At 68.5% G+C, this 21,385-nt stretch carries 24 protein-coding genes; 8 read left to right on the top strand and 16 right to left on the bottom strand.

The genetic code is table 11. The features are described from left to right. Window positions 1-3: 3 nt before the first annotated feature. The gene (gene gatC / locus C1A30_RS15845) at window positions 4-303 is read right to left on the bottom strand and encodes an Asp-tRNA(Asn)/Glu-tRNA(Gln) amidotransferase subunit GatC (protein WP_101949180.1); all 300 of its coding nucleotides are present in this window, start codon (window positions 301-303) and stop codon (window positions 4-6) included. 62 nt (window positions 304-365) lie between these two features. Between gatC and C1A30_RS15840 the strand changes: the two genes are divergently transcribed. Further along, complete coding sequence (locus C1A30_RS15840; RefSeq protein ID WP_101949179.1) at window positions 366-1,019, top strand: amino acid-binding protein; 654 nt, start codon at window positions 366-368, stop codon at window positions 1,017-1,019. On the opposite strand, the gene C1A30_RS15835 is transcribed toward C1A30_RS15840, so the two are convergent. Next, on the bottom strand, window positions 1,020-1,274 hold the full coding sequence (locus tag C1A30_RS15835) for a hypothetical protein (RefSeq protein ID WP_101949178.1): 255 nt from the start codon (window positions 1,272-1,274) through the stop codon (window positions 1,020-1,022). A gap of 148 nt (window positions 1,275-1,422) precedes the next feature. Between C1A30_RS15835 and C1A30_RS15830 the strand changes: the two genes are divergently transcribed. Then, window positions 1,423-1,986, top strand: a complete 564-nt coding sequence (locus C1A30_RS15830; protein ID WP_200828277.1) for a hemerythrin domain-containing protein — start codon at window positions 1,423-1,425, stop codon at window positions 1,984-1,986. Here the strand turns inward: C1A30_RS15830 and ligA are convergent. Beyond that, window positions 1,983-4,055 carry an NAD-dependent DNA ligase LigA gene (ligA, locus tag C1A30_RS15825; protein WP_200828363.1) on the bottom strand — a complete coding sequence of 691 codons (2,073 nt, stop codon included), beginning with the start codon at window positions 4,053-4,055 and terminating at the stop codon, window positions 1,983-1,985. The genes C1A30_RS15830 and ligA overlap by 4 nt on opposite strands. 165 nt (window positions 4,056-4,220) lie before the next feature. Here ligA and C1A30_RS15820 point away from each other — a divergent pair, with 165 nt between their 5' ends. After that, window positions 4,221-4,640: an MmcQ/YjbR family DNA-binding protein gene (locus C1A30_RS15820; protein ID WP_101949176.1), complete on the top strand. Its 420-nt coding sequence runs from the start codon at window positions 4,221-4,223 to the stop codon at window positions 4,638-4,640. Further along, window positions 4,637-6,247 carry a 4-coumarate--CoA ligase family protein gene (locus C1A30_RS15815; protein ID WP_101949175.1) on the top strand — a complete coding sequence of 537 codons (1,611 nt, stop codon included), beginning with the start codon at window positions 4,637-4,639 and terminating at the stop codon, window positions 6,245-6,247. The genes C1A30_RS15820 and C1A30_RS15815 overlap by 4 nt, the downstream gene beginning before the upstream one ends. On the opposite strand, the gene C1A30_RS15810 is transcribed toward C1A30_RS15815, so the two are convergent. The 4 genes from C1A30_RS15810 to C1A30_RS15795 form a co-directional block, all read right to left on the bottom strand. After that, complete coding sequence (locus tag C1A30_RS15810; protein ID WP_160112756.1) at window positions 6,230-6,871, bottom strand: hypothetical protein; 642 nt, start codon at window positions 6,869-6,871, stop codon at window positions 6,230-6,232. The two genes, C1A30_RS15815 and C1A30_RS15810, sit on opposite strands and share 18 nt — an antisense overlap. A gap of 158 nt (window positions 6,872-7,029) precedes the next feature. Continuing rightward, on the bottom strand, window positions 7,030-7,362 hold the full coding sequence (locus C1A30_RS15805; protein ID WP_101949173.1) for a helix-turn-helix transcriptional regulator: 333 nt from the start codon (window positions 7,360-7,362) through the stop codon (window positions 7,030-7,032). Continuing rightward, window positions 7,359-7,838 carry an SRPBCC family protein gene (locus C1A30_RS15800; RefSeq protein ID WP_101949172.1) on the bottom strand — a complete coding sequence of 160 codons (480 nt, stop codon included), beginning with the start codon at window positions 7,836-7,838 and terminating at the stop codon, window positions 7,359-7,361. The genes C1A30_RS15805 and C1A30_RS15800 overlap by 4 nt, the downstream gene beginning before the upstream one ends. Window positions 7,839-7,903: 65 nt before the next feature. Further along, window positions 7,904-8,914, bottom strand: a complete 1,011-nt coding sequence (locus C1A30_RS15795) for a methionine synthase (protein ID WP_101949171.1) — start codon at window positions 8,912-8,914, stop codon at window positions 7,904-7,906. A gap of 52 nt (window positions 8,915-8,966) precedes the next feature. Here C1A30_RS15795 and C1A30_RS15790 point away from each other — a divergent pair, with 52 nt between their 5' ends. Further along, window positions 8,967-9,599 (top strand): sensor domain-containing protein, encoded by a 633-nt coding sequence (locus tag C1A30_RS15790; protein WP_101949170.1) that lies wholly within the window; start codon window positions 8,967-8,969, stop codon window positions 9,597-9,599. A 73-nt stretch (window positions 9,600-9,672) separates the two neighbouring features. Here C1A30_RS15790 and mnmA read toward each other — a convergent pair whose 3' ends face one another. The 9 genes from mnmA to C1A30_RS15745 all read right to left on the bottom strand — a co-directional run bounded on the left by mnmA (window position 9,673) and on the right by C1A30_RS15745 (window position 17,428). Then, a complete protein-coding gene (gene mnmA / locus C1A30_RS15785; RefSeq protein WP_101949169.1) occupies window positions 9,673-10,740 on the bottom strand; it encodes a tRNA 2-thiouridine(34) synthase MnmA in 1,068 nt (355 codons plus the stop codon). After that, the gene (locus C1A30_RS15780; protein WP_101949168.1) at window positions 10,737-11,936 is read right to left on the bottom strand and encodes a cysteine desulfurase family protein; all 1,200 of its coding nucleotides are present in this window, start codon (window positions 11,934-11,936) and stop codon (window positions 10,737-10,739) included. Before C1A30_RS15780 ends, mnmA begins: the two co-directional genes overlap by 4 nt. A gap of 46 nt (window positions 11,937-11,982) precedes the next feature. Beyond that, window positions 11,983-12,810, bottom strand: coding sequence for a 1-acyl-sn-glycerol-3-phosphate acyltransferase (locus C1A30_RS15775; RefSeq protein WP_101949167.1), 828 nt, complete (start codon window positions 12,808-12,810; stop codon window positions 11,983-11,985). Then, a complete protein-coding gene (locus tag C1A30_RS15770) occupies window positions 12,807-13,652 on the bottom strand; it encodes a GNAT family N-acetyltransferase (RefSeq protein ID WP_101949166.1) in 846 nt (281 codons plus the stop codon). Before C1A30_RS15770 ends, C1A30_RS15775 begins: the two co-directional genes overlap by 4 nt. Window positions 13,653-13,742: 90 nt before the next feature. Beyond that, entirely contained in the window at window positions 13,743-14,396 is a 654-nt protein-coding gene (locus C1A30_RS15765) for a nitroreductase (protein WP_101949165.1), read from the bottom strand. Further along, a complete protein-coding gene (locus tag C1A30_RS15760) occupies window positions 14,393-14,797 on the bottom strand; it encodes a cupin domain-containing protein (RefSeq protein WP_101949164.1) in 405 nt (134 codons plus the stop codon). The genes C1A30_RS15765 and C1A30_RS15760 overlap by 4 nt, the downstream gene beginning before the upstream one ends. A 27-nt stretch (window positions 14,798-14,824) precedes the next feature. Continuing rightward, complete coding sequence (locus tag C1A30_RS15755) at window positions 14,825-15,517, bottom strand: SDR family oxidoreductase (protein WP_101949163.1); 693 nt, start codon at window positions 15,515-15,517, stop codon at window positions 14,825-14,827. 115 nt (window positions 15,518-15,632) lie between these two features. Then, entirely contained in the window at window positions 15,633-16,589 is a 957-nt protein-coding gene (locus C1A30_RS15750; protein WP_101949162.1) for an electron transfer flavoprotein subunit alpha/FixB family protein, read from the bottom strand. Window positions 16,590-16,627: 38 nt separating this feature from the next. Beyond that, window positions 16,628-17,428 carry an electron transfer flavoprotein subunit beta/FixA family protein gene (locus C1A30_RS15745; protein WP_101949161.1) on the bottom strand — a complete coding sequence of 267 codons (801 nt, stop codon included), beginning with the start codon at window positions 17,426-17,428 and terminating at the stop codon, window positions 16,628-16,630. Between the two features lie 196 nt (window positions 17,429-17,624). On the opposite strand from C1A30_RS15745, the gene C1A30_RS15740 reads away from it, so the two are divergent. The 3 genes from C1A30_RS15740 to C1A30_RS15730 all read left to right on the top strand — a co-directional run bounded on the left by C1A30_RS15740 (window position 17,625) and on the right by C1A30_RS15730 (window position 21,344). Further along, entirely contained in the window at window positions 17,625-18,452 is an 828-nt protein-coding gene (locus C1A30_RS15740; protein WP_235009926.1) for a bifunctional 2-polyprenyl-6-hydroxyphenol methylase/3-demethylubiquinol 3-O-methyltransferase UbiG, read from the top strand. A 152-nt stretch (window positions 18,453-18,604) separates the two neighbouring features. Next, complete coding sequence (locus tag C1A30_RS15735) at window positions 18,605-20,086, top strand: glycoside hydrolase family 57 protein (RefSeq protein ID WP_101950235.1); 1,482 nt, start codon at window positions 18,605-18,607, stop codon at window positions 20,084-20,086. A gap of 16 nt (window positions 20,087-20,102) precedes the next feature. After that, window positions 20,103-21,344, top strand: coding sequence for a glycosyltransferase family 4 protein (locus tag C1A30_RS15730; protein ID WP_200828276.1), 1,242 nt, complete (start codon window positions 20,103-20,105; stop codon window positions 21,342-21,344). Window positions 21,345-21,385: the final 41 nt, after the last annotated feature.

Below are 21,385 nucleotides of genomic sequence, written 5' to 3'. Positions count from 1 at the left end.
CGGTCATTCCGCCTCCCCCAGAATCCGCGGCACCGCGAACCGGCCCTCGGCCGCCTTCGGCGCCTCGGCCAGCGCCTGCTCCTGAGTCAGGCACGGCTCGACCAAGTCGGGTCGGAACACGTTGACGTCCTTGAGCGGGTTGCCGGTGGGTTCGACTCCGGTGACGTCGACGGCCTGGATCTGGCTGACGTGGCCGAGGATGGCGTCCAGCTGACCGGCGTAACTGTCGAGTTCGTCGTCGGTCAGCGCCAGGCGCGCGAGGCGCGCCAGGTGGGCTACCTCATCTCTCGAGATCTGGGACACGGCTGCCAAGCCTAGTCATCACCCAAAATGCTGACCCGACGGCGCTGTGGAACAGTGTCCGCGTGCCTTCGTATCTGCTGCGGGTCCAGCTGGAGGATCGACCGGGCAGCCTCGGCTCGCTGGCCGTGGCGCTCGGCTCGGTTGGGGCCGACATCCTGTCCCTCGACGTCGTGGAGCGCTCCGCGGGATACGCGATCGACGACCTCGTGGTCGAGCTACCTGCAGGTTCGATGCCGGACATGCTGATCACCGCGGCGGAGAACCTCAAGGGTGTCTACGTCGACGCGATCCGTCCGCACACCGGCCTGCTCGAGGCGCATCGCGAGCTCGAGCTCATCGATCACGTCGCTGCCGCCGACGGCAGGCAGAAGCGGCTGCAGGTCCTCGTCGACGAGGCACCTCGGGTGCTTCGGGTCGGCTGGTGCACGGTGATCGAACTCACCGAATCGGGGCCGGAGCGGGTGGTCGGCAGCCCAGGCGCCCCCGAGACGCAGGCAGCCGAGACACCCTGGTTGCCGCTCGATCACGCGAAGGCGCTCGACGACGAGTGGGTGCCGCAACTGTGGCGCGATATGAACACCACCCTGGCGGCCGCGCCGCTGGGTGACCCGCGCGTCGCGGTGGTGCTGGGCAGACCGGGCGGCCCGCACTTCCGGCCGTCGGAGGTGGCCCGGCTCGGCTATCTGGCCGGCATCATCGCGACCATCCTGCGCTGACTATCCGCCCGCGGGCACCGGATAGCGGTCGTTGACGTCGGCGTTGGTGTCCTTGCGCGCGCAATGCGCGCAGCAGAACACGCCGTCGGGTGTCTCGATCCCGTGTCCCAGGATCCGGCAGCCGCAATGCTGGCACTCGGGCGCCAACTGCACCGCGGCACATTCGACGCTGTCGAACGTGGCGGTGCGGCCGTCATGGAAAGTCACAGTGAACGACTTGTCGTAGTGGTTGCCGCAGGTATCGCAGGTTCCCATCGCGCTCCCCTTTCCTCGCCCGCTGTGTTCCCGATGCGTCAGACGGCAAACGCCGCGGTTTGGCGCGACGCCGCGCCGGGTATCGGTTGCGTCGGCGCGCAGCCCTTGCGCCGGACAGCCAAAAACCTTGGAAGCGGAGGTTCTTCGCGTGACACAGTCGATTTCGTCGGCCCAGGACGTGGTCGAGTATCTGAAGGCGCAACACGAGACGATCAAGGAGTTGTTCGTCGAGACGCTCGACGCAGCGGACACCGCCGAGCGCGAGCGCGCGTTCACCCGACTGAGGACGCTGCTCGCGGTGCATGAGACGGCCGAGGAGATGATGGTTCACCCGCGTGTGCGCCGCAAGATCGAGAACGGCGACGCGGTGGTCGACGCGCGGCTCGCCGAAGAGCACGACGCGAAAGAGGCTCTCGCACAACTGGAGAAGATGGATATCGGCACCGCCGAGTTCACCAAGGCGCTGATCCATCTGCAGGCAGCGGTGCTCGCACATGCGGAAAACGAAGAGACAGAAGAGTTTCCACTGCTCGAGGAGCAGCTCGACGAGGCCGAGCTGCAGAAGCTGACCGTCGCGGTGCAGGCAGCCGAGCGCATCGCCCCCACCCATCCGCATCCAGGGGTGGAACTAGGCGTGGCCAACTTCGCGTTGGGCCCGTTCGTATCGCTGCTCGACCGGGCGCGCGACGCCATCGGCAGGGCTGTCGCCTAAACGCCGTCGGGGCCGGCGTCCAGCAGCCGGCGGAAGCCGTCCTCGTCGAGGATCGGCACCCCGAGTTCGACGGCCTTGTCGTACTTCGAGCCGGGCGAATCACCGGCCACCACATAGGCGGTCTTCTTCGACACCGAACTGGCCGCCTTCCCGCCGCGCGCGACAATGGCCTCCTTGGCGTCGTCGCGGGAAAACCCGCTCAGTGAACCGGTGACGACGATCGACATGCCCTCCAGCGTGCGTTCGATGCTTTCGTCGCGCTCGTCTTCCATCCGCACGCCCGCCGCGCGCCACTTGTCGACGATCGCGCGGTGCCAGTCGACGCTGAACCACTCGACGACGGCTGCGGCGATAGTCGGTCCGACACCTTCGACGACGGACAGTTCCTCCTCCGACGCCGCCATGATCGCGTCGAGGCTGCCGTACTCGGTGGCCAACGCGCGCGCCGCGGTGGGCCCGACGTGCCGGATCGACAGCGCGACCAGCACCCGCCACAACGGCTGGGCTTTCGCCTCGTGCAGATTGACGAGCAACCGCTTCCCGTTGGCGGACAGTTCGCCACTCTTGGTTTTGAACAGGTCGGTGCGCAGTAGATCCTCACTGCCCAGCGTGAACAGGTCGCCCTCGTCGGTGATGACGCCCGCCTGTAGCAGCGCCGTCGCCGCCTCGTAGCCAAGACCCTCGATGTCGAACGCACCGCGGCCCGCGACGTGAAAGACCCGCTCCCGCAACTGCGCCGGGCAGGATCTGGTGTTCGGGCAGCGAATGTCGGCGTCGCCCTCCTTGGCCGGTGCCAGCGTGGTGCCACACTCGGGACATGTTGTGGGCATGACGAATTCGCGTTCAGAACCGTCCCGCAGGTCGACGACGGGCCCGAGCACCTCGGGGATCACGTCGCCCGCCTTGCGGATCACCACCGTGTCGCCGATCAGCACGCCCTTGCGTTTGACCTCGGACGCGTTGTGCAGGGTGGCCTGGCTGACCGTGGATCCGGCGACCTTGACCGGTTCCATGAACGCGAACGGCGTGACGCGCCCGGTGCGCCCGACGTTGACCTTGATGTCGAGCAGCTTGGTGGTGGCTTCCTCCGGCGGGTATTTGTAGGCCACGGCCCAGCGGGGCGCCCGCGACGTCGAACCGAGCCTGCGCTGCAGCGCGATCTCGTCGACTTTGACCACCACACCGTCGATTTCGTGTTCGACGTCGTGCCGGTGCTCACCCCAGTACGCGATGTGTTCGGTGACCGCGTCGATGCCCTGCACACGCGCGGTGTGCTCAGAAACCGGCAGTCCCCACGCCGCCAGGGCTCGGTAGGCGTCGTGCAGCGTCTTGGGTTTGAAGCCCTCGGCATGCCCGAGGCCGTGGCAGATCATCCGCAGCTTGCGGCGCGCGGTGACCGCGGGGTTCTTCTGCCGCAGCGAACCCGCCGCGCTGTTACGCGGATTGGCGAAGGGTGGTTTGCCCTCGGCGACCAGGCCGGCGTTGAGGTCTTCGAAGTCGGCGACCCGGAAGAACACCTCGCCGCGGACCTCCAGCACCGCGGGTAGCGGAAATTCCTTGGAGGCCTTGAGTTTTTCCGGCACGTCCTCGATGGTGCGGGCGTTGAGCGTGACGTCCTCGCCGGTGCGGCCGTCGCCGCGGGTGGCGGCGCGCTCCAGCCGGCCGTCGCGGTAGACCAACGCCAGCGCCACGCCGTCGATCTTCAGCTCGCACAGGTAGTGCGCCGCCTCACCGATCTCACTCTTGGTGCGCGCGGCCCATGCCGCCAACTCGTCCGGCGCGAAGACGTTGTCCAGCGACAGCATCCGCTCGAGGTGCTCGGCGGGGGTGAAGTCGGTGGCGAACCCCGCACCGCCGACCAGTTGCGTCGGCGAGTCAGGGGTGCGCAGTTCGGGGTGCTCGTCCTCGAGCGCCTGTAGTTCGCGCAGCAGCTTGTCGAACTCAGCGTCGGAGATGATCGGCGCGTCGCGGACGTAGTAGCGGAATTGGTGCTCACGCACCTCGTCGGCGAGTTCTTGCCAGCGGCGGCGCACATCGGCGTCCGGAGCTTCGTCGGCTTGCTCGGCCAGTACCGTCTCGGCGTCGATTGCGCCCGAGTCCGGCGCGACGTCGATTGCGCCCGGGTCCGGCGCGACGTCGATTGCGCCCGAGTCCGGCGCGGGATCCGGGGTTGCCTTTGGGCTCACTCTGGTGAGGCTATCCGAGTGCCCAGACAAGGCCGTTACGCTGGCGGCATGCCGCACCCGATCATGTTCCGCGAGGACGACCTGGGGCTGGCGGAAGTGCGCAAGATCTGCCTGGCTTTCCCGGGCGCCTACGAGAAGATCTCGTGGGGCAGGCCGGTGTTCTGCGCGCCGAAGATGTTCGTCATGTACGGCGGCAGCGCCAAGACAGAGATCAAGGGCGAATACCGGCAGTACCCGCACTCGATCCTGGTCAAGGTCGACGAGAGCGACCGCAGGGCGCTCGAAGCCGACACTCGGTTCTTCTTCCCGGCTTACATGGGTCCGTTCGGCTGGCTCGGCCTGGATTTCATGGCGCGCAAGAAGATCGACTGGGACGAAGTCGCCGAACTCATCGACGCGTCGTTCCGGTTGATCGCGCCGAAGAAGCTCATCAAACAACTCGACGAAAGTCTGATCGGAGGCCAATGATTTTCGCCAGCCCCTTCCCCGAGGTCGACATCCCGTCCACCAGCGTCTACGAGTTCCTGTTCGGCGACATCGACGACGCCGATCTCGACCGCGTCGCGTTGGTCGACGCCAAGTCGGGCCGGGAGACCACCTACCGCGAAATGATCGGGCGCATCGACGCGTTCGCCGGTGCGCTGGCAAGCCGCGGCATCGGGGTGGGCGATGTGGTCGGCCTGCTGTCGCCGAACAGTTCAGGTTTTGCGGTGGCGTTCCACGGCATCCTGCGGGCGGGCGCGACGGCCAGCACCATCAACGCGCTGTTCACCGCCAAAGACATCGCCAAGCAGTTGACCGACTCGAAGGCCAGGATGCTGGTGACGGTCACCCCGCTGTTGACGCAGGCGAAGGAAGCCGCCGCGGCGGTCGGGTTGGCCGACACCGATCTGGTGGTGCTCGACGGCGAGGGGCAGGAGACCACCGGCCATCCCAACGCCGCCGAACTGATGGCCGGCGGGGCGCCTGCCCCCGAGGTGAGTTTCGCGCCGTCGTCGCATCTGGCGGCGCTGCCCTACAGCTCGGGAACCACCGGCAACCCCAAGGGTGTGATGCTCACGCACCGCAACCTGGTGGCCAACGTCGCGCAGATCCGGCCGCTGCACGGGATGGTCGCCGACGACGTGGTGTTGGCGGTGCTGCCCTTCTTCCACATCTACGGGATGACGGTGCTGCTCAACGCGGCGCTGCACACGCGCGCCCGGCTGGTGGTGATGCCGAGCTTCGACCTCGGCGAATTCCTCGGCAACATCGCGAATCACAAGTGCACGATCGCGTTCATCGCACCGCCGGTCGCCGTCGCGCTGGCCAAGCATCCGCTGGTCGACGAGTACGACCTGTCGTCGCTCAAGGTGGTGATGTCCGGTGCCGCGCCGCTGGACGCCGACTTGGGCCACGCGGTCGCCGAGCGGCTTGGCTGCCGGGTGGTGCAGGGCTACGGCATGAGCGAATTGAGCCCGGTCAGCCACATCACGCCGTTCGACGGCGGCGCGGCGAACATGGGTACCGTCGCGCCGCTGAGCTCGGTCGGCTGGACGGTGTCCAACGCCGCATCCAAACTCATCGACCCGGAAACCGGCGACGAAATCGATCCTCCCGCAGAGGGTCTCAGCCGGACCGGGGAGCTGTGGTTCAAGGGCCCCAACGTGATGGCGGGGTATCTCGGCAACGAGGAGGCCACCCGGGAGACCATCGACGACGAAGGCTGGTTGCACACAGGCGATTTGGCTCAGGTCGACGCCTGCGGTTGCGTGTACATCGTCGACCGGCTCAAGGAGCTGATCAAGTACAAGGGCTACCAGGTGCCGCCCGCCGAACTCGAGGCCCTGTTGCTGTCACACCCCGCGATCGCCGACGCGGCGGTCGTCGGGGTCAACGACGACGAAGGCGAGGAAGTGCCGAAAGCGTTCGTGGTCAAGCAATCCGGCGCCGAACTGACGGCCGACGAGGTGATGGAGTTCGTCGCAGGCCAGGTCGCTCCCTATAAGAAGGTGCGTCAGGTCGAGTTCATCGACGCGATCCCGAAGTCCGCGTCGGGCAAGATCCTGCGCAAGGATCTACGTGTGGCGACTTAGTTCCGCTGCCGCGTGCGCGCCGCGCGCCTGCCGGTAACCGAGGATGGCCCCCGCGGCGGGAATCAGCAGCAGCCCCGCCAGGCCCCAAAGCGGATCGGCGATTCCCGCGGTCGGCGACACCACCAACTGTTCGACGACGCCTGGGTGCGGCGGCGCGGGAGGTGCCGTCGGCGGGTTCAGCGGAATCGTAATGACCTGCGGCGGGGGCGGTGGCGGCGGCGCGGGCTTGGGCGCGCGCCAACCCCATCGCGGCCCGGGATCACGGGTCTGGATTCCGGGACTGCGCCCGTCGCCGAACGTCACCTTCGGAGCCTTGGTCTGCGGTCCGGCGCTGGGGGTCTGCCCGCTCGCGCTGGGACTGAAGTCCTTGCTTTGTCGCTCCTGCGACGTGCCGGTTTCGCGACCCGATCCGACCCTGCTCGAGGGGCGACTGCCATTGCTGGAATTGGCCCCGTTGTTGATGTTGTCGTCGCTGTAGTCAGAACCGCTGCCGCGGGGGTTGACGCTCTCCGCGCCGCGCTTGCTGCTGCTGCTGTCGTTGTCCCGGTGGCTGCCGTGCCGAGAACCCGGGTCACCGACGGCGATGGCCGCGCACGGGGCGGTGACCATGAGACACGCGGCCACAAGGCCGGCACCTGCCGCAATGCGGAGGTTGGCTTGGGCCACAGTTCCTCTCCCGCGAGTGGCAAAGACTTGGACAGACGTGCGATTTGCATTCTTGCATGCCGGTGTCCGGTCTAACCATCCGTTCGACGAAACAACGCAAATTTACGTTAGCGCCACTATTCGCTTTCGACGTAAGCGCGCAACCGCTCGATCGCGTCGTCCCAGCGCTTCGACAGCGCGGTCAGGTACTCGCTGGCCTCGGCGAGCGGTTCGGTCTCGATCCGCCAGATGCGTTCTCTGCCATTGCGTTCGCTGCTGACCAGCCCCACCGCCGCGAGCAACAGCAGATGCTTGGTGGCCGCTTGTCTGCTCACCGGAATCACTTCGGTGACTTGCGACGTCGAGCAGGGTCCGCCCTCGCACAGCTTGACGACGATGCGTAGCCGGTTGGGATCGCCAAGGGCGTCGAACACCGGCGCCTTGTCGATCGCTGCGGCCGACGTACTCACACCTTCTCGCTGAGCGCCAGATACTTGCTCACCAGTTCGGTCTGCTTGGCCCAGCCTTCGCTGTTGCCCTCGAACGCGGCCGCCCGACGCTCGGCGGGAATCTGGTCGAAGCCGGATTCCACGATGCGCAACAGCACGCCGTCGTCGGTATCGGTGAGCGTGAACTCCACCAACGAGGTCGGCCCCTGGTCGCCACTCGGGTAGGGATGCCAGCGGAACGCCAACCGCCGGTGCGGTTCGATCGCGACGATCTGCCACGTGTCCGCCGTGCCCGCGTGCGGTTCCTGCATCCTGGCGACGTCCTCGTCGACGGTCGTCGGGGTGATCACCCCGGTCACCGACCTGCCCTCGACGAACGGGCCGTCGAAGCGGACGCCGAACCACTGGCCGAACTGGTCGGCGTCGCTGATGGCCCGCCACACCCGCTCGAGCGGGGCCCGCAGGAGTACTTCCTTTTCGATCCGATCCATACTCATGTGCAACCTCCTGGTTGCGTTTCACGTTAGCGGCGCGGACCCGTATGCGCAACCTTTTGGTTGCATCAGATCGCGTCGGGATCCTCGGCGAAGCCGTCGGCGGCCTTCTGCGCCAGTTCGACGGCGATCCGAGCCCACTGCGGCGTGGCGCCCGCGAGCCCGCACGCCGGCGTGATGCCGATGCGGTCACGAAGTACCGAGCGCGCGAACCCGAGGCGGTCGGTCACCGCCGCCGCGGCCTTGGCGATCTCCTCCGCCGACGGTCGCGTCGCGGGTGCCGTCGCCGTGACGACGCCCAGCATGACGGTGCGCCCGGAGTCGACGAAGTCGCCCACCCCGTCCAGATCGGCAGCGGTCAGCGTCGACGCGTCGACGGAGATCGCGTGAATACCGCTGCGTTGCACCGCTTTCCACGGCAATGCGGGCGCGCAGCTGTGCAGCACCACCTCGCCGCCCACCACGGAGACGCAGTCGTCGAGCAGGCCAATGGCCACCGGCTCGTCGACTGGGTGCACCGGCGTCAAACTGGTGACCCCGGCGAGCCTGCCCGCCAGGGCCGCGGGCAGCAACGGTTCGTCGAACTGCACCACCACCGGGGTCTCCAGGCGCTTCTCCAGCTGGGCGCGGTGCGTGGCCACGCCCTCCGCCAGCGAGCCGGCCAGGTCGCGCAGCGCACCTGCATCGGTGATCGCGCGGTGGCCGCCCGCCAGCTCGAGCTGCGCGGCCAGCGTGATCGGCCCGGGCGCCTGCACCTTCACCGTGCGGGTCCCGCCGCGCAGGCCCGCCTTCTCCCACGCCTCCTCGAACGCGTCGATGTCCTCGTCGAGCAGGCTGACCGCGCGGCGCACAACGGAACTGCGACCGCCCGCGACGCGATAGCCGCGGGGCACGGTGTCGATGCCGATGTCGACCAGCAGTGCGCCGGCACGCCCGATCATGTCGGCTCCGACGCCGCGCGCGGGCAACTCGACCAGGTGGGGCAGCGTGTGCAATTCGCCGACCACGATCTCGGCGGCTTCGCGCGGTGACGAGCCCGGCCACGACCCGATCCCGGTCGCTGCGGCGAAAACACTCACTCGGCTGACGATATGCGATCCGGTTAGTCTCGACCGGGAAGGGGACCACGGCATGAGAGCGTTGGCGGTCGGGTGCGCGGCGGCTCTGCTCGTGTCGGGTTGCTCCCAGACCGTCGGCGGTACCGCGGTGAAGGCCATTGGCGGCATCGACGACGAGTCGCTGTCACCGGTCGACGTCGAGACGGTGATGCTCGACCAGTCACGGATGCGCGCGATCACCGGAGCGGGCGACGAGCTGACCATCGTCCCGAGCATGGACGGCAAGCTGCCCGTCGACATCGATCAGCTCGCGGAAACCACTCCCGCGCAATGCAAATGGGTGTTCGAGGAGACGCAGACGTTCGGCCACGAGGTCGAGGAGTTCCACAAGACGACGTTTCAGTATCCGCCAGAGGGTGGGCTGATCTCCGAAGGCGCCGCGGCGTATCGCGACGCGGCGACTGCGCGGCGCGCGTTCGACGGGCTTGTCGCCCTCGTCGACGGCTGCAGTGCGACGCCGTTGGGCCCGATGTTCGTCGGCGACTGGAGTTCGACGCCGGATTCGCTGCAGATGCGGACGGGCAACGGCTGCGGGCGCGACTATCGCGTGAAGAGTGTCGTCCTGGTGGAAGTGACGTCGTGCGCGTTCCCGGACTCCGTCCCCGACATCGTGATGACGAACCTGCTGGCGAACGTGCCCGGCTGATTTCGCGCGAACGTTCCGTACCGCTCGAAAATCTTGCGATTTTTCGAGCGGTACGGAACGTTCGGCACCAGGGTCAGCGGGTGATGGTCGCGCTGGCGATGACCTCGTCGCCGTCGGGATCGGGGTGGTAGAGCACCATCGTCTGGCCCGGCGCCACCCCGCTGAGCGGGGTGCGCAGGTCGACCACCAATTGGCCGTCGCGAAGTTCGGCGACACCGTCGGCGATACCGCCGTGTGCGCGCACCTGCACGTCGCATTCCACCGGTCCGTCCGGCGCACCACCCGCGGTGAACACCGGCTTGTCGCCGGTCAGCGTCCAGACGTCCAGCGCGGACCTGTCGCCCACCTGAACGGTGCCGGTCTCCGCGTCGATACCTGTCACGTAGCGCGGCTGCCCATCCGGGCCGGGGCCCGCGATGCCGAGGCCCTTGCGCTGGCCGATGGTGAACCCGTGGACGCCGTCGTGTTCGGCGAGCACCGTGCCGCGCGCGTCGACGACGGCTCCCGGACGCACACCGATCCGCGCGCCGAGAAACGCGCGGGTGTCCCCCGACGGGATGAAGCAGATGTCGTGGCTGTCGGGTTTCTCGGCGACGGCGAGGCCGCGGCGCGCGGCCTCCTCGCGGATCTGCGGCTTGGGGGTGTCGCCGACCGGAAACACCGCATGCCGCAACTGCTCGGCCGTCAACACGCCCAGCACATACGACTGATCCTTGTCCGCGTCGACGGCGCGGCGCAGCCGACCGTCGGCGAGCCTGGCGTAGTGACCGGTGGCCACGGCGTCGAAGCCGAGCGCCAGCGCGCGAGCGGACAACGCGGAGAACTTGATTCGCTCATTGCAGCGCACGCAGGGGTTCGGCGTCTCGCCCCGCGCATACGACGAGACGAAGTCGTCGATCACGTCTTCCTTGAAGCGGTCCGCGAAATCCCATACGTAGAACGGGATGTCGAGCACGTCGGCGACGCGGCGGGCGTCGCCCGCATCCTCCTTCGAGCAGCAGCCACGCGATCCGGTGCGCAGCGTGCCGGGCGCTGCCGACAACGCCAGATGCACGCCCACCACGTCGTGCCCGGCGTCGACCATGCGCGCCGCGGCCACCGACGAGTCGACCCCGCCGCTCATCGCGACGAGCACCCTCATTGTTCCGCCGCCCCCGCGCTGGCCAGCGCCGCCTGGCGCGCACGGTCGACGGCCGCGGGCAGTACCGCCAGCACGGCGTCGACGTCGGCTTCGGTGCTGGTGTGTCCCAACGAGAAACGCAGCGAGCCCCGCGCGCTGGCCGGGTCGGCGCCCATGGCCAGCAGGACGTGCGACGGCTGCGCGACGCCTGCCGTGCACGCCGAACCCGTCGAACATTCGACGCCCTTGGCGTCGAGCAGCATCAGCAGCGAATCGCCCTCGCAGCCGCGGAACGTGAAGTGTGTGTTGCCCGGCAACCGCCCGTCACCGGTGGCGCCGTTGAGGTACACGTCGTCGATTTCGGAGTACACACCGTCGATCAGCCTGTCCCGCAAGGCCTGCACCCGTGCGCTGTTCGCCGTCAGTCCCTCGATCGCCACCTTCGCGGCGGCAGCCATCGCGACCGCGCCTGCCACATCCGGTGTGCCGGAGCGGACGTCGCGCTCCTGACCGCCGCCGTGCAGCAGCGGCACGCAGCCGGTGTCGCGGCGCAGCAGCAGCGCGCCGACACCCATCGGACCGCCGAACTTGTGTGCCGCGATGCTCATCGCCGACAGCCCGCTGGCCGCGAAGTCCACCGGGATCTGCCCGACCGCCTGCACGGCGTCGCTGTGCATCGGGACGTCGAATTCCGCTGCGACACTTGCTAGTTCGGCAATCGGCATGATGGTGCCGACCTCGTTGTTGGCCCACATGATCGACACCAGAGCGACATCGTCGTTGGCCTGCAACACATCCCGCAGGGCGGCAGGCGTGACGGCGCCGTCGTCACCGACGGGTAGCCACGTCACCTCGGCGCCTTCGTGCTCGGCGAGCCACTGCACCGCGTCGAGCACGGCGTGGTGCTCGACAGGCGTGGTGACGATGCGTCTGCGCCGCTGATCGGCGTCCCGGCGGGCCCAGTAGATGCCCTTGACGGCCAGGTTGTCGCTCTCGGTGCCGCCCGCGGTGAAGATCACCTCCGACGGCCGGGCGCCCAGCAGGTGAGCCAGCGACTCGCGGGCCTCCTCCATGCGCCTGCGCGCCACCCGGCCCGTGCCGTGCAGTGACGACGCGTTGCCGACCGTCGCCAACACCGCCGTCATCGCCTCGATGGCAGACGGGTGCATCGGGGTGGTGGCGGCGTGATCCAGGTAGACCGTCCTAGGCGAGGTCATAACCAGACCATGCTACGGCCATCGGCCGGCCTGCCCGAATCGGAGGTCAGGCCACCAGGGCGTGGCCGTGACCGCGGCGCGAGGCGTCGCCGCGCACCGCAGCTTCGCACCGTGCCGCCAGGTCCCGCCGGGAGGCTCCTGGCAGCTGCAACGACTCGACCTGCACGTGGACGACCGTGCGGCGGGCCCTGACCAGCCGCCGGATCGAGGCCGTCAGCGTGTCGTCGCCGACGTACGCGGCCAGCGTCGACGGGCTGCCGGCGCGATCCTGGTAGCTCAGCCGCAGCGGCTGCACCGGCCTGGCCGCGTCGACGGCGGCCTGAAACATCGCGGGCCGGAACGGGCCGTACGCCAGGCCGCACCAGGTGGTGCCCTCCGGGAACGCGACGACGGTGTGGCCCGCGCGCAGCCTGGTCGCGACGGTGCTCACCACGTTGGGCAGCCGCCGCAGGCTGGCCCGGTCGATCGGAATGACCTTCATGATGCGGGCCAGCACGCCGAGAGCGGGCCAGTCGATGAGGTCGGCGCGGGCGACGAAGGAGCCCGGCATGACGGCACCGATGGCGAAGATGTCCACCCACGACACGTGTCCGCTGACCACCAGCACGCCGCGCAGGTTGCGAATGGGTCCGCCGGACACCGTGATTCGCATGCCGAGGCAGCGCAGCATCAACCGGCAGTAGCCGCGCTGCAGGTGTGAGCGGCCTGGCATCGGGACGGCCAGCAGGGGCGATGCGGACAGCAGCAGCACCGCCAGCGTCGCGCGCACCGCGATACGCCACGCCACCACCACCGAATGACCGGCCGTGGCGTCGCCAAGCACGCAACTGGCGTCGCAGGTCGCCCGCGGCACCCAGGGATGTTCGGTGGTCATGCCGACATCCCCGTCGCGGCGCCTACCGATCGCAGCCGCTTGAGGTAGCGGGTGTCGGCGTTGCGCTTGTCGAGCAACGCCGGGAAGTCGCCGACCCCGAAGTCGGGGTCGTGCGCCGGTTCCCCGCAGACTTGCGCGCCGAGCCGCAGGTAGCCGCGCATCAGCGGCGGGACGTCGACCCGGCGCGGCGGGTCGATGTCGTCGAGGCGGCGTCCGCCCACGGTCACCGGCAGGTAGGGATGCACGGTGTACTCCGCGGGTGCGGCGTGGCGGCGCCGCACGAAGTCGCGCACCCCGCGGATGCGACTGCCCGGCGCCTCGTCGGCGGGACCCGCGACGGGCACGGACACGCAGCCGGTGACGTAGTCGTAGCCGCAGCGGTCCAGGTAGGCGAGGATGCCAGCCCACATCAGCAGCACCACGGCGCCGTTGCGGTGATCCTCGCGCACCACGGCGCGGCCCATCTCCACCAGGGACGGCCGCAGCGGGTCGAGTCCTCGCACGTCGAATTCCGTTGCGGTGTACAGCCCGCCGGCGGCGGTCGCGCCCGCGGGCGGCAGCATCCGGTAGCAGCCGACCAGTTCGCCGGAGTTGTCCTCGCGGACCAGCAGGTGATCGCAGTGCTCGTCGAAGCGATCGGCGTCGCGGCCGTCTTCGGCACCGGCCAACGCGAAACCGGGCTCGGAGGTGAACACATCGTGGCGGAGCCGCTGCGCGGCCTCGATCAGGGCGGGCTCGGTGGACAACAGCAGGGTGTAGCGGGGGGTATCGGCTGCTCTCCTACCTTCGGTGTGGGCCCAGGTCGGCGGATCTGCGGCGATGAGTACGGAAGCTGTGCTCATACGCTGCACGCTCGCTTAGCCGCCTCTCCGGACGGCATCGCGGCGGTGACGTGTCCGTGAGCGCTGGGTGACGACTTGACCCGTGGGTCGTCAGCTATCCAGGAACACCACGTTCGACTCGACCGGATTGCGCGGGGTGTCGAGGCTGTTGGCCGGGAACGCCGGGTCCGGATACCCGATCGACAGGCCGCACAGCACATTCAGCTCCTCGGGGATGTCCAGATGCGCCCGCAGGATCTCCGGGTATGCCGCGATCGACACCTGGACGCAGGTGCCAAGCCCGCGCTCGGTCAGCGCGAGCACCAGGGTCTGCAGGAACATGCCGACCCCGACGCCGTCGACCGTGCCCAGGTCGCGGTGCATGCACACCACGGCACCCACCGGGGCTCGGAAGAACTCCCAGTTGCGCAGCTGGGCAACTCGCCGGCCCGCCATGTCGTCCCGCGAGATCCCCATCGAGCCGTAGACCAACGCGCCGAGTTCCCTGCGCAGCGGCAGGTAGCTCTCCGGGATGCCGGTGGTCACCGGCAACTCGACGGCCGCCTGCTCGAGAAGCGCCTCGACCAGCCGGTCCCGCCGCTTCCCCGACGCGACGAACACCCGCCATGGCTGCACGTTGGAGTTCGACGGTGCGCGCATCGCCAGGGCGAACGCCTCGTCGAGCAGTTCGCGGGGAACGGGCTTGTCGCGCAGGAACATTCGGATGGACCGGCGTTGCCGCACGACATCGTCGAACTCGGTCATGATCGTGGGACGCGCCGGTCCTTGCGCTGTTCGAGTTCGTCGTCGTCGACGACGACGAGCATCGGCACACCCGGCGTGCAGACCATCGTGACCAGGAACCGCAGCGCCACATCGGTGCGGTTGTTGGCATCGGAATAGTGGATGACGTCGCCACCCGGCTCCCAGAACGCCTCTCCGGCTTTGATCACCCGTGGCGCCTCGCCCTCCAACTCGAAGAGCATCTCGCCTTCCAGCACATAGCCGAACGAGGGGCCGCCCGGGTGGCGGTGCGGCGGCGCTCCCGCGCTACCTGCAGGCCATTCGATGATCGACGTCATCACCTCGGCGTCGTCGGGGATGAAGGGCGGCTTGACGGTCTGGATCGTCGTGATGGCGTTCATCAGCTCAGCGGTGTCGAACATTTTGTCCTCCAGTCGAATTCGATGTGATCAGGCGGTGACGAGGCTGTCGCGGTGCAACGGAGTGCCGAAGTAGGTGGCGTCCGGGTCGACCACGACGGGCTTGTCGACGCCCTGCTCGGTGAGCACCCGCCGGGCCAGGTCGGCGAATGAGATCTTGTGCGGTCCACCGATGTTGACGACGCTGTCCGCCGGCCCGGCGACCGCGGCGCGGGCCACCTCGGCGGCGACGTCGTCGGCGGCGATCGGCTGGATCAACGCGTCCGGCGTGTGCACCTCGTCGCCGGCGTCCATCGAACCGACGATGGCCGCGGCGAACTCCTCGAACTGGGTGGCGCGCACGATCGTGTACGGCAGCCCGGAGTCGACGATCGTCTTCTCCTGCACCACTTTCGCCCGCATGTAGCCGCTGTCGGGCAGCCCGTCGACGCCGACGATCGACAGCGCGACGTAATGGCCGACGCCGGACTGCTTGGCGGCGTTGACCAGGTTTGTCGACGACCGGGTGAAGAAGTCCATCACCGGGTCATCGTCGAACGACGGCGAGTTGGTGAGGTCGACGAGGACGTCAGCGCCCGCGAGCGCCTCGGCCAGTCCTTCGCCGGTGAGTACGTCCGCACCGGACGCGCGGGATGCCGCGACGACGTCTTGTCCGTCACCCTCGAGGAGGGTGACCACCTTCGAACCGATCAGGCCCGTGGCCCCGATGACTGCGATCTTCATGCGTCAACAGTGACGCTCCCGGGGCCGCGGTCGAACCCTTGAAAGTCCGTAGTCTTGGTCCGCATACGCAAAAGCCCCCGAACACCGACGTGTCCAGGGGCTCTGCGCGAAAAAGCTAACCCTTGCGGGCCTTGATCGCCTCGGTCAGCTGCGGTGCGACCTTGAACAGGTCGCCGACGATGCCGAGGTCGGCGATCTCGAAGATCGGCGCCTCTTCGTCCTTGTTCACCGCGATGATCGTCTTGCTCGTCTGCATGCCTGCGCGGTGCTGGATGGCACCGGAGATGCCCAGCGCGATGTACAGCTGCGGCGACACGGTCTTACCGGTCTGGCCCACCTGGAACTGGCCCGGGTAGTAGCCGGAGTCGACCGCGGCGCGCGACGCACCCACGGCCGCACCCAGCGAGTCGGCCAATTCCTCGACCACGCTGAAGTTCTCGGCGCTGCCGACGCCGCGGCCACCAGACACCACGACGGTGGCCTCGGTGAGCTCTGGACGATCGCCTGCGACGGCGGGCTCACGCTTGGTGATCTTCGTCGCATTCTCGGCCTGCGCGGGCACCTCGACGTTGACCACCTCACCGGCGCCCGCGGCGGGCTCGGCCTCGACGGCGCCGGGGCGCACGGTGATCACCGGGGTGTCGCCGGTGGCCTCGGCCTCGACGGTGTACGCACCACCGAAGATCGAGTGAACGGCCTTGCCGCCCTCCTTGACGTCGACGACGTCGGTCAGGATGCCGGCACCGGTGCGGGCGGCCAGGCGGCCGCCGATCTCCTTGCCGTCCGCGCTGGCCGCCAGCAGCACAGCGGCCGGGGTGGCCGACTCGGCAAGCGCGGCAAGCACATCCACGTACGGGGTGATCAGATAGTTCTCCGCGTCGTCGGACTCGGCGACGTAGATCTTCGCGGCGCCCGCCTCCTTCAACGCGTCGGTCAGCGCCGCAGCGGTGCCCGGCTTGCCCACCACGACCGCGGAGGGCTCACCCAGCCTGCGGGCGGCGGTGATCAGTTCGGCGGTGATCTTCTTCACCGCGCCGTCAGCGTGCTCGACGAGCACAAGTACTTCAGCCATGTGTCTTCTGAGTCTTTCTCGGTCTGTGGGGCTATCGGCTAGATGATCTTTTGAGCAACCAGGTACTCGGCGACCTTGGTGCCGCCGTCGCCCTCGTCGGTGACCTTCTCGCCGGCCGTCTTCGGCGGCTTCGGGGTCGACGCGGTGACCTTGGAGCCGGCGTTGTCGACGCCGACCTCATCGGCCTCGACACCGATCTCGGCCAGCGTCAGCGTCGTCACTTCCTTCTTCTTGGCGGCCATGATGCCCTTGAAGGACGGGAAGCGTGGCTCGTTGATCTTCTCGTTGACCGACACCACCGCGGGCAGCGGCGCCTCGACGGTGAACACACCATCGTCGGTCTCGCGCTCGCCGGTGACCTTGCCGCCTTCGACGGACACCTTGCGCAGGTGGGTGAGCTGCGGGAGGCCCAGGTACTCGGCGATGATCGCGGGAACCGCGCCGCCGACACCGTCGGTGGCCTCGTTACCGGCGATCACCAGTTCGGTGCCCTCGATGGTGCCCAGCGCGCGGGCCAACGCCCAGCCGGTCTGCACCATGTCCGAGCCGTGCATGCCGTCGTCGAGCAGGTGCACCGCCTTGTCCGCACCCATCGACAGGGCTTTGCGGATGGCCTCGGTGGCACGCTCCGGTCCGGCTGTGAGCACTGTCACAGTGGACTCGGTGCCGTTGGCGGCTTCCTTCTCCTTGATCAGCAGCGCCTCTTCGACGGCACGCTCATTGATCTCGTCGAGCACAGCGTCGGCCGCATCCCGGTCGAGAGTGAAGTCGCCGTCGGACAGCTTGCGCTCCGACCATGTGTCAGGGACCTGTTTGATCAGGACCACGATGTTCGTCATGACTCTGGTTCGTCCTCCTCGGAGAGACCGGGCGACCGGCCTGCTTTACCACGTTTGAAGCAACAGCCACCATGTTACCCGCCGGTAACTTGTGGTGGTTCGCACGAACACCATAGCTGGTCGAAGTTTGCGTTCTAGCAGCCCGTAGTCGGCGAACCGTTCGCCATCGGGCCGATCCGCGTTAGCCTGCCTTGCAATGAGCGCCTCATTCGTTACCGGTTCGGCGGGCAAAAGCAACGCGACCGGGGAATCGGCCCCGCCGCTTGGGTCCCCGGACAAAGGGGCTGCGTTGCCCCTGACCGGCGAACGCACGATTCCCGGGCTGGCGGAGGAGAACTATTGGTTCCGCCGCCATGAGGTGGTCTATGCCCGGTTGGCCGACCGGTGCGCCGGCCGCGACGTGCTCGAGGCCGGCTGCGGCGAGGGCTACGGCGCGGACCTGATCGCGCAGCAGGCGCGACGGGTCATCGGGCTGGACTACGACGAGTCGGCGGTCGCGCACGTGCGCACCCGCTATCCGCGCGTCGAGATGCGGCACGGCAACCTCGCCGAGCTGCCATTGGAGAACGGCGCGGTCGACGTCGTGGTCAACTTCCAGGTGATCGAACACCTGTGGGATCAGGCGCAATTCGTTGCCGAGTGTCACCGGGTGCTGCGGCCCGGCGGTGTGCTGCTGATGTCGACGCCCAACCGGATCACCTTCTCCCCCGGCCGCGACACCCCGATCAACCCGTTCCACACCCGCGAACTCAACGCCGCCGAATTGACCGAACTGTTGACGGCGGGCGGCTTTTCGATGGAGTCGATGCTCGGCGTCTTCCACGGTCCCGGCCTGGCCGAACTCGACGCCCGGCACGGCGGGTCGATCATCGACGCCCAGATCGCCAGGGCGCTGGCCGACGCACCGTGGCCGGCGGATCTACTCGCCGACGTCGCGTCGGTGACCATCGACGACTTCGACCTGACAGCCGACGGGAACATCGACGACAGCCTGGACCTGGTCGCAATCGCGGTGCGCCCGTGACGCGTTCAGTGCCCCGATTTGATGTCGCCGGCCCTCCGGCTCCCCGATCCGATGTCGCCGGCCCTCCGGCTCCCCGATCCGATGTCGCCGGCCCTCCGGCTCCGGGCTCCGATGTCGCCGGCCCTCCGGCTCCGGGCCTTTTCACCCTCGTCCTGCACACCCACCTACCGTGGCTGGCGCACCACGGCCGCTGGCCGGTCGGCGAGGAGTGGCTCTACCAGTCGTGGTCGGCGGCCTATCTGCCGTTGATGCGGGTGCTGCGCACGCTCGCCGACGAAAACCGACGGCACCTGGTGACGCTGGGGATGACGCCGGTGGTCACCGCGCAACTCGACGACCCGTACTGCCTGTCCGGCATGCACCACTGGCTGGCCAACTGGCGGTTGCGTGCGCTGGAGGCCACGACGCTGCGTGAGCCGTTGCGCACGTTCGGCATTCGCGAGCACGCCGAGGCGGAACGCGAACTCGACGAATTCGCCACGCTGTGGCGGCACGGCGGCAGCCCGCTGCTGCGTTCGCTGATCGACGCCGACACCATCGAGTTGCTCGGCGGCCCGCTGTCGCACCCGTTCCAGCCGTTGCTCAATCCGCGGTTGCGCGAGTTCGCGTTGCGGGAGGGTTTGGCCGACGCCGGTCAGCGCTTCGCGCACACGCCCAAGGGCATCTGGGCGCCGGAGTGCGCCTACGCGCCCGGCATGGAAACCGATTACGCCGCAGCGGGTGTCGGCCACTTCATGGTCGACGGGCCGTCGCTGCACGGCGATACGGCGCTGGGCCGCCCGGTCGGCGAATCGGATGTCGTGGCGTTCGGCCGCGATCTGCAGGTCAGCTACCGGGTCTGGTCGCCGAAGTCCGGCTATCCCGGCCACGCCGCGTATCGCGACTTCCACACCTACGACCACGTCACCGGGCTCAAACCCGCCCGCGTCACCGGCCGCAATGTGCCGTCGGACGCCAAGGCGCCGTATGACCCCGTGCGGGCGGACCACGCCGTCGACGCGCACGTCGCCGACTTCGTCGCGTTGGTGCGCGACCGGCTGATCAGCGAATCGGAACGGATCGGCAGACCCGCGCATGTGATCGCGGCGTTCGACACCGAACTGTTCGGGCACTGGTGGTACGAGGGCCCGGTCTGGCTGGAGCGGGTGCTGCGCGCGCTGCCCGCGGCCGGGGTGCGCGTCGGCACGCTGTCCGACGCCGTCGCCGACGGGTTCGTCGGCACACCGGTCGAATTGCCGCCCAGCTCTTGGGGTTCCGGCAAGGACTGGCAGGTCTGGGCGGGCGAGCAGGTCGCCGACCTGGTGCAGTTGAACGGTGAGGTCGTCGACACCGCGTTGACCACCGTCGACAAGGCGCTCGGCGAGACCGACACGCCGCCCGCCCGCAATTTCGTCGCCGACCAGATTCTGCGCGAGACGTTGCTGACGGTGTCCAGCGACTGGCCCTTCATGGTCAGCAAGGATTCGGCCGCCGACTACGCCCGCTACCGGGCGCACCTGCACGCGCACGCCACCCGCGAGATCGCCGACGCGCTGGCATCAGGCCGCAGCGAGCATGCCCGGCGGCTCGCCGACGGCTGGAACCGCGCCGACGGATTGTTCGGCGCCCTCGACGCCAGGCGGTTACCCCGATGACCCCCGCGAGCCGCGCATGAAAGTTCTGATGGTGTCGTGGGAGTACCCGCCGGTGGTCGTCGGCGGACTCGGTCGACACGTCCACAACTTGGCGACGGCACTCGCCGCGGCTGGCCACGAGGTCGTCGTGCTGAGCCGCCGACCGACCGGCACCGACCCGAGCACACACCCGTCGACCGACGAAATCGCCGAGGGCGTACGGGTTATCGCCGCCGCACAGGATCCGCACGAGTTCGACTTCGGCACCGACATGATGGCATGGACGCTGGCGATGGGGCATTCGATGGTCCGCGCAGGCCTTGTCATCAAGGACAGGCGCAAGCGGCCGTGGCGCCCCGACGTCGTACACGCCCACGACTGGCTGGTCGCCCACCCGGCCATCACGCTCGCCGAATACTTCGACGTGCCACTGGTTTCCACGATTCACGCGACCGAGGCGGGCAGACATTCGGGCTGGGTGTCGGGTCCGATCAGCCGCCAGGTACACGCCGTCGAATCGTGGCTTGTACACGAATCCGATTCGCTGATCACGTGTTCGGCGTCCATGAGCGACGAGATCACCGAACTGTTCGGCCCGGGACTGGTCGAAACACGGGTGATCCGCAACGGAATCGACGCGGCGCTGTGGCCGTTCGCGCGTCGCCAAACCCGAAGCGGGCCAGCGCATCTGATGTATCTGGGCCGACTCGAGTACGAGAAGGGCATTCACGACGCGATCGCCGCGCTGCCCCGGATCAGGCGCACCCACCCCGGCACCACGTTGACCATCGCCGGCGACGGCACGCAGCTGGCCTGGCTGGTCGAGCAGGCGCGAAAACACAAGGTGGCCAAGGCGACAACGTTCGTCGGCAGACTCGACCACGACGGGCTGGTGCAGCTGCTGCACACCGCCGACGCGTGCGTGCTGCCCAGCCACTACGAACCGTTCGGAATCGCCGCGCTGGAGGCCGCCGCCACCGGCATCCCGCTGGTCACCTCCAACGTCGGCGGACTCGGCGAGGCGGTGATCAACGGGCAGACCGGCATGTCGTTCGCGCCACGCGACGTCGCAGGCCTGGCCAAGGCCGTGCGGGCGGTGCTCGACGATCCAGAAGCCGCGCAGCGCATGGCGATTGCCGCCCGCGAACGGCTCAGCAACGACTTCGACTGGCACACCGTCGCCGACGAAACCGCCCAGGTCTACCTCGCCGCCAAACGGCGCGAACGCGAACCGCACCGGCGACGCATCATCGTCGAGCGCCCGCTGCCCCACCGCTGACAGTTCGACGGGCATCGAATCATTCCGCACCTAGCGTGCGG

It is taken from the genome of Mycobacterium sp. 3519A, assembly GCF_900240945.1.
In the GTDB taxonomy this organism is placed as follows: domain Bacteria; phylum Actinomycetota; class Actinomycetes; order Mycobacteriales; family Mycobacteriaceae; genus Mycobacterium.
Note: the sequence above shows the minus strand (reverse complement) of the source record. Positions and strands in the feature narration are given on the sequence as shown.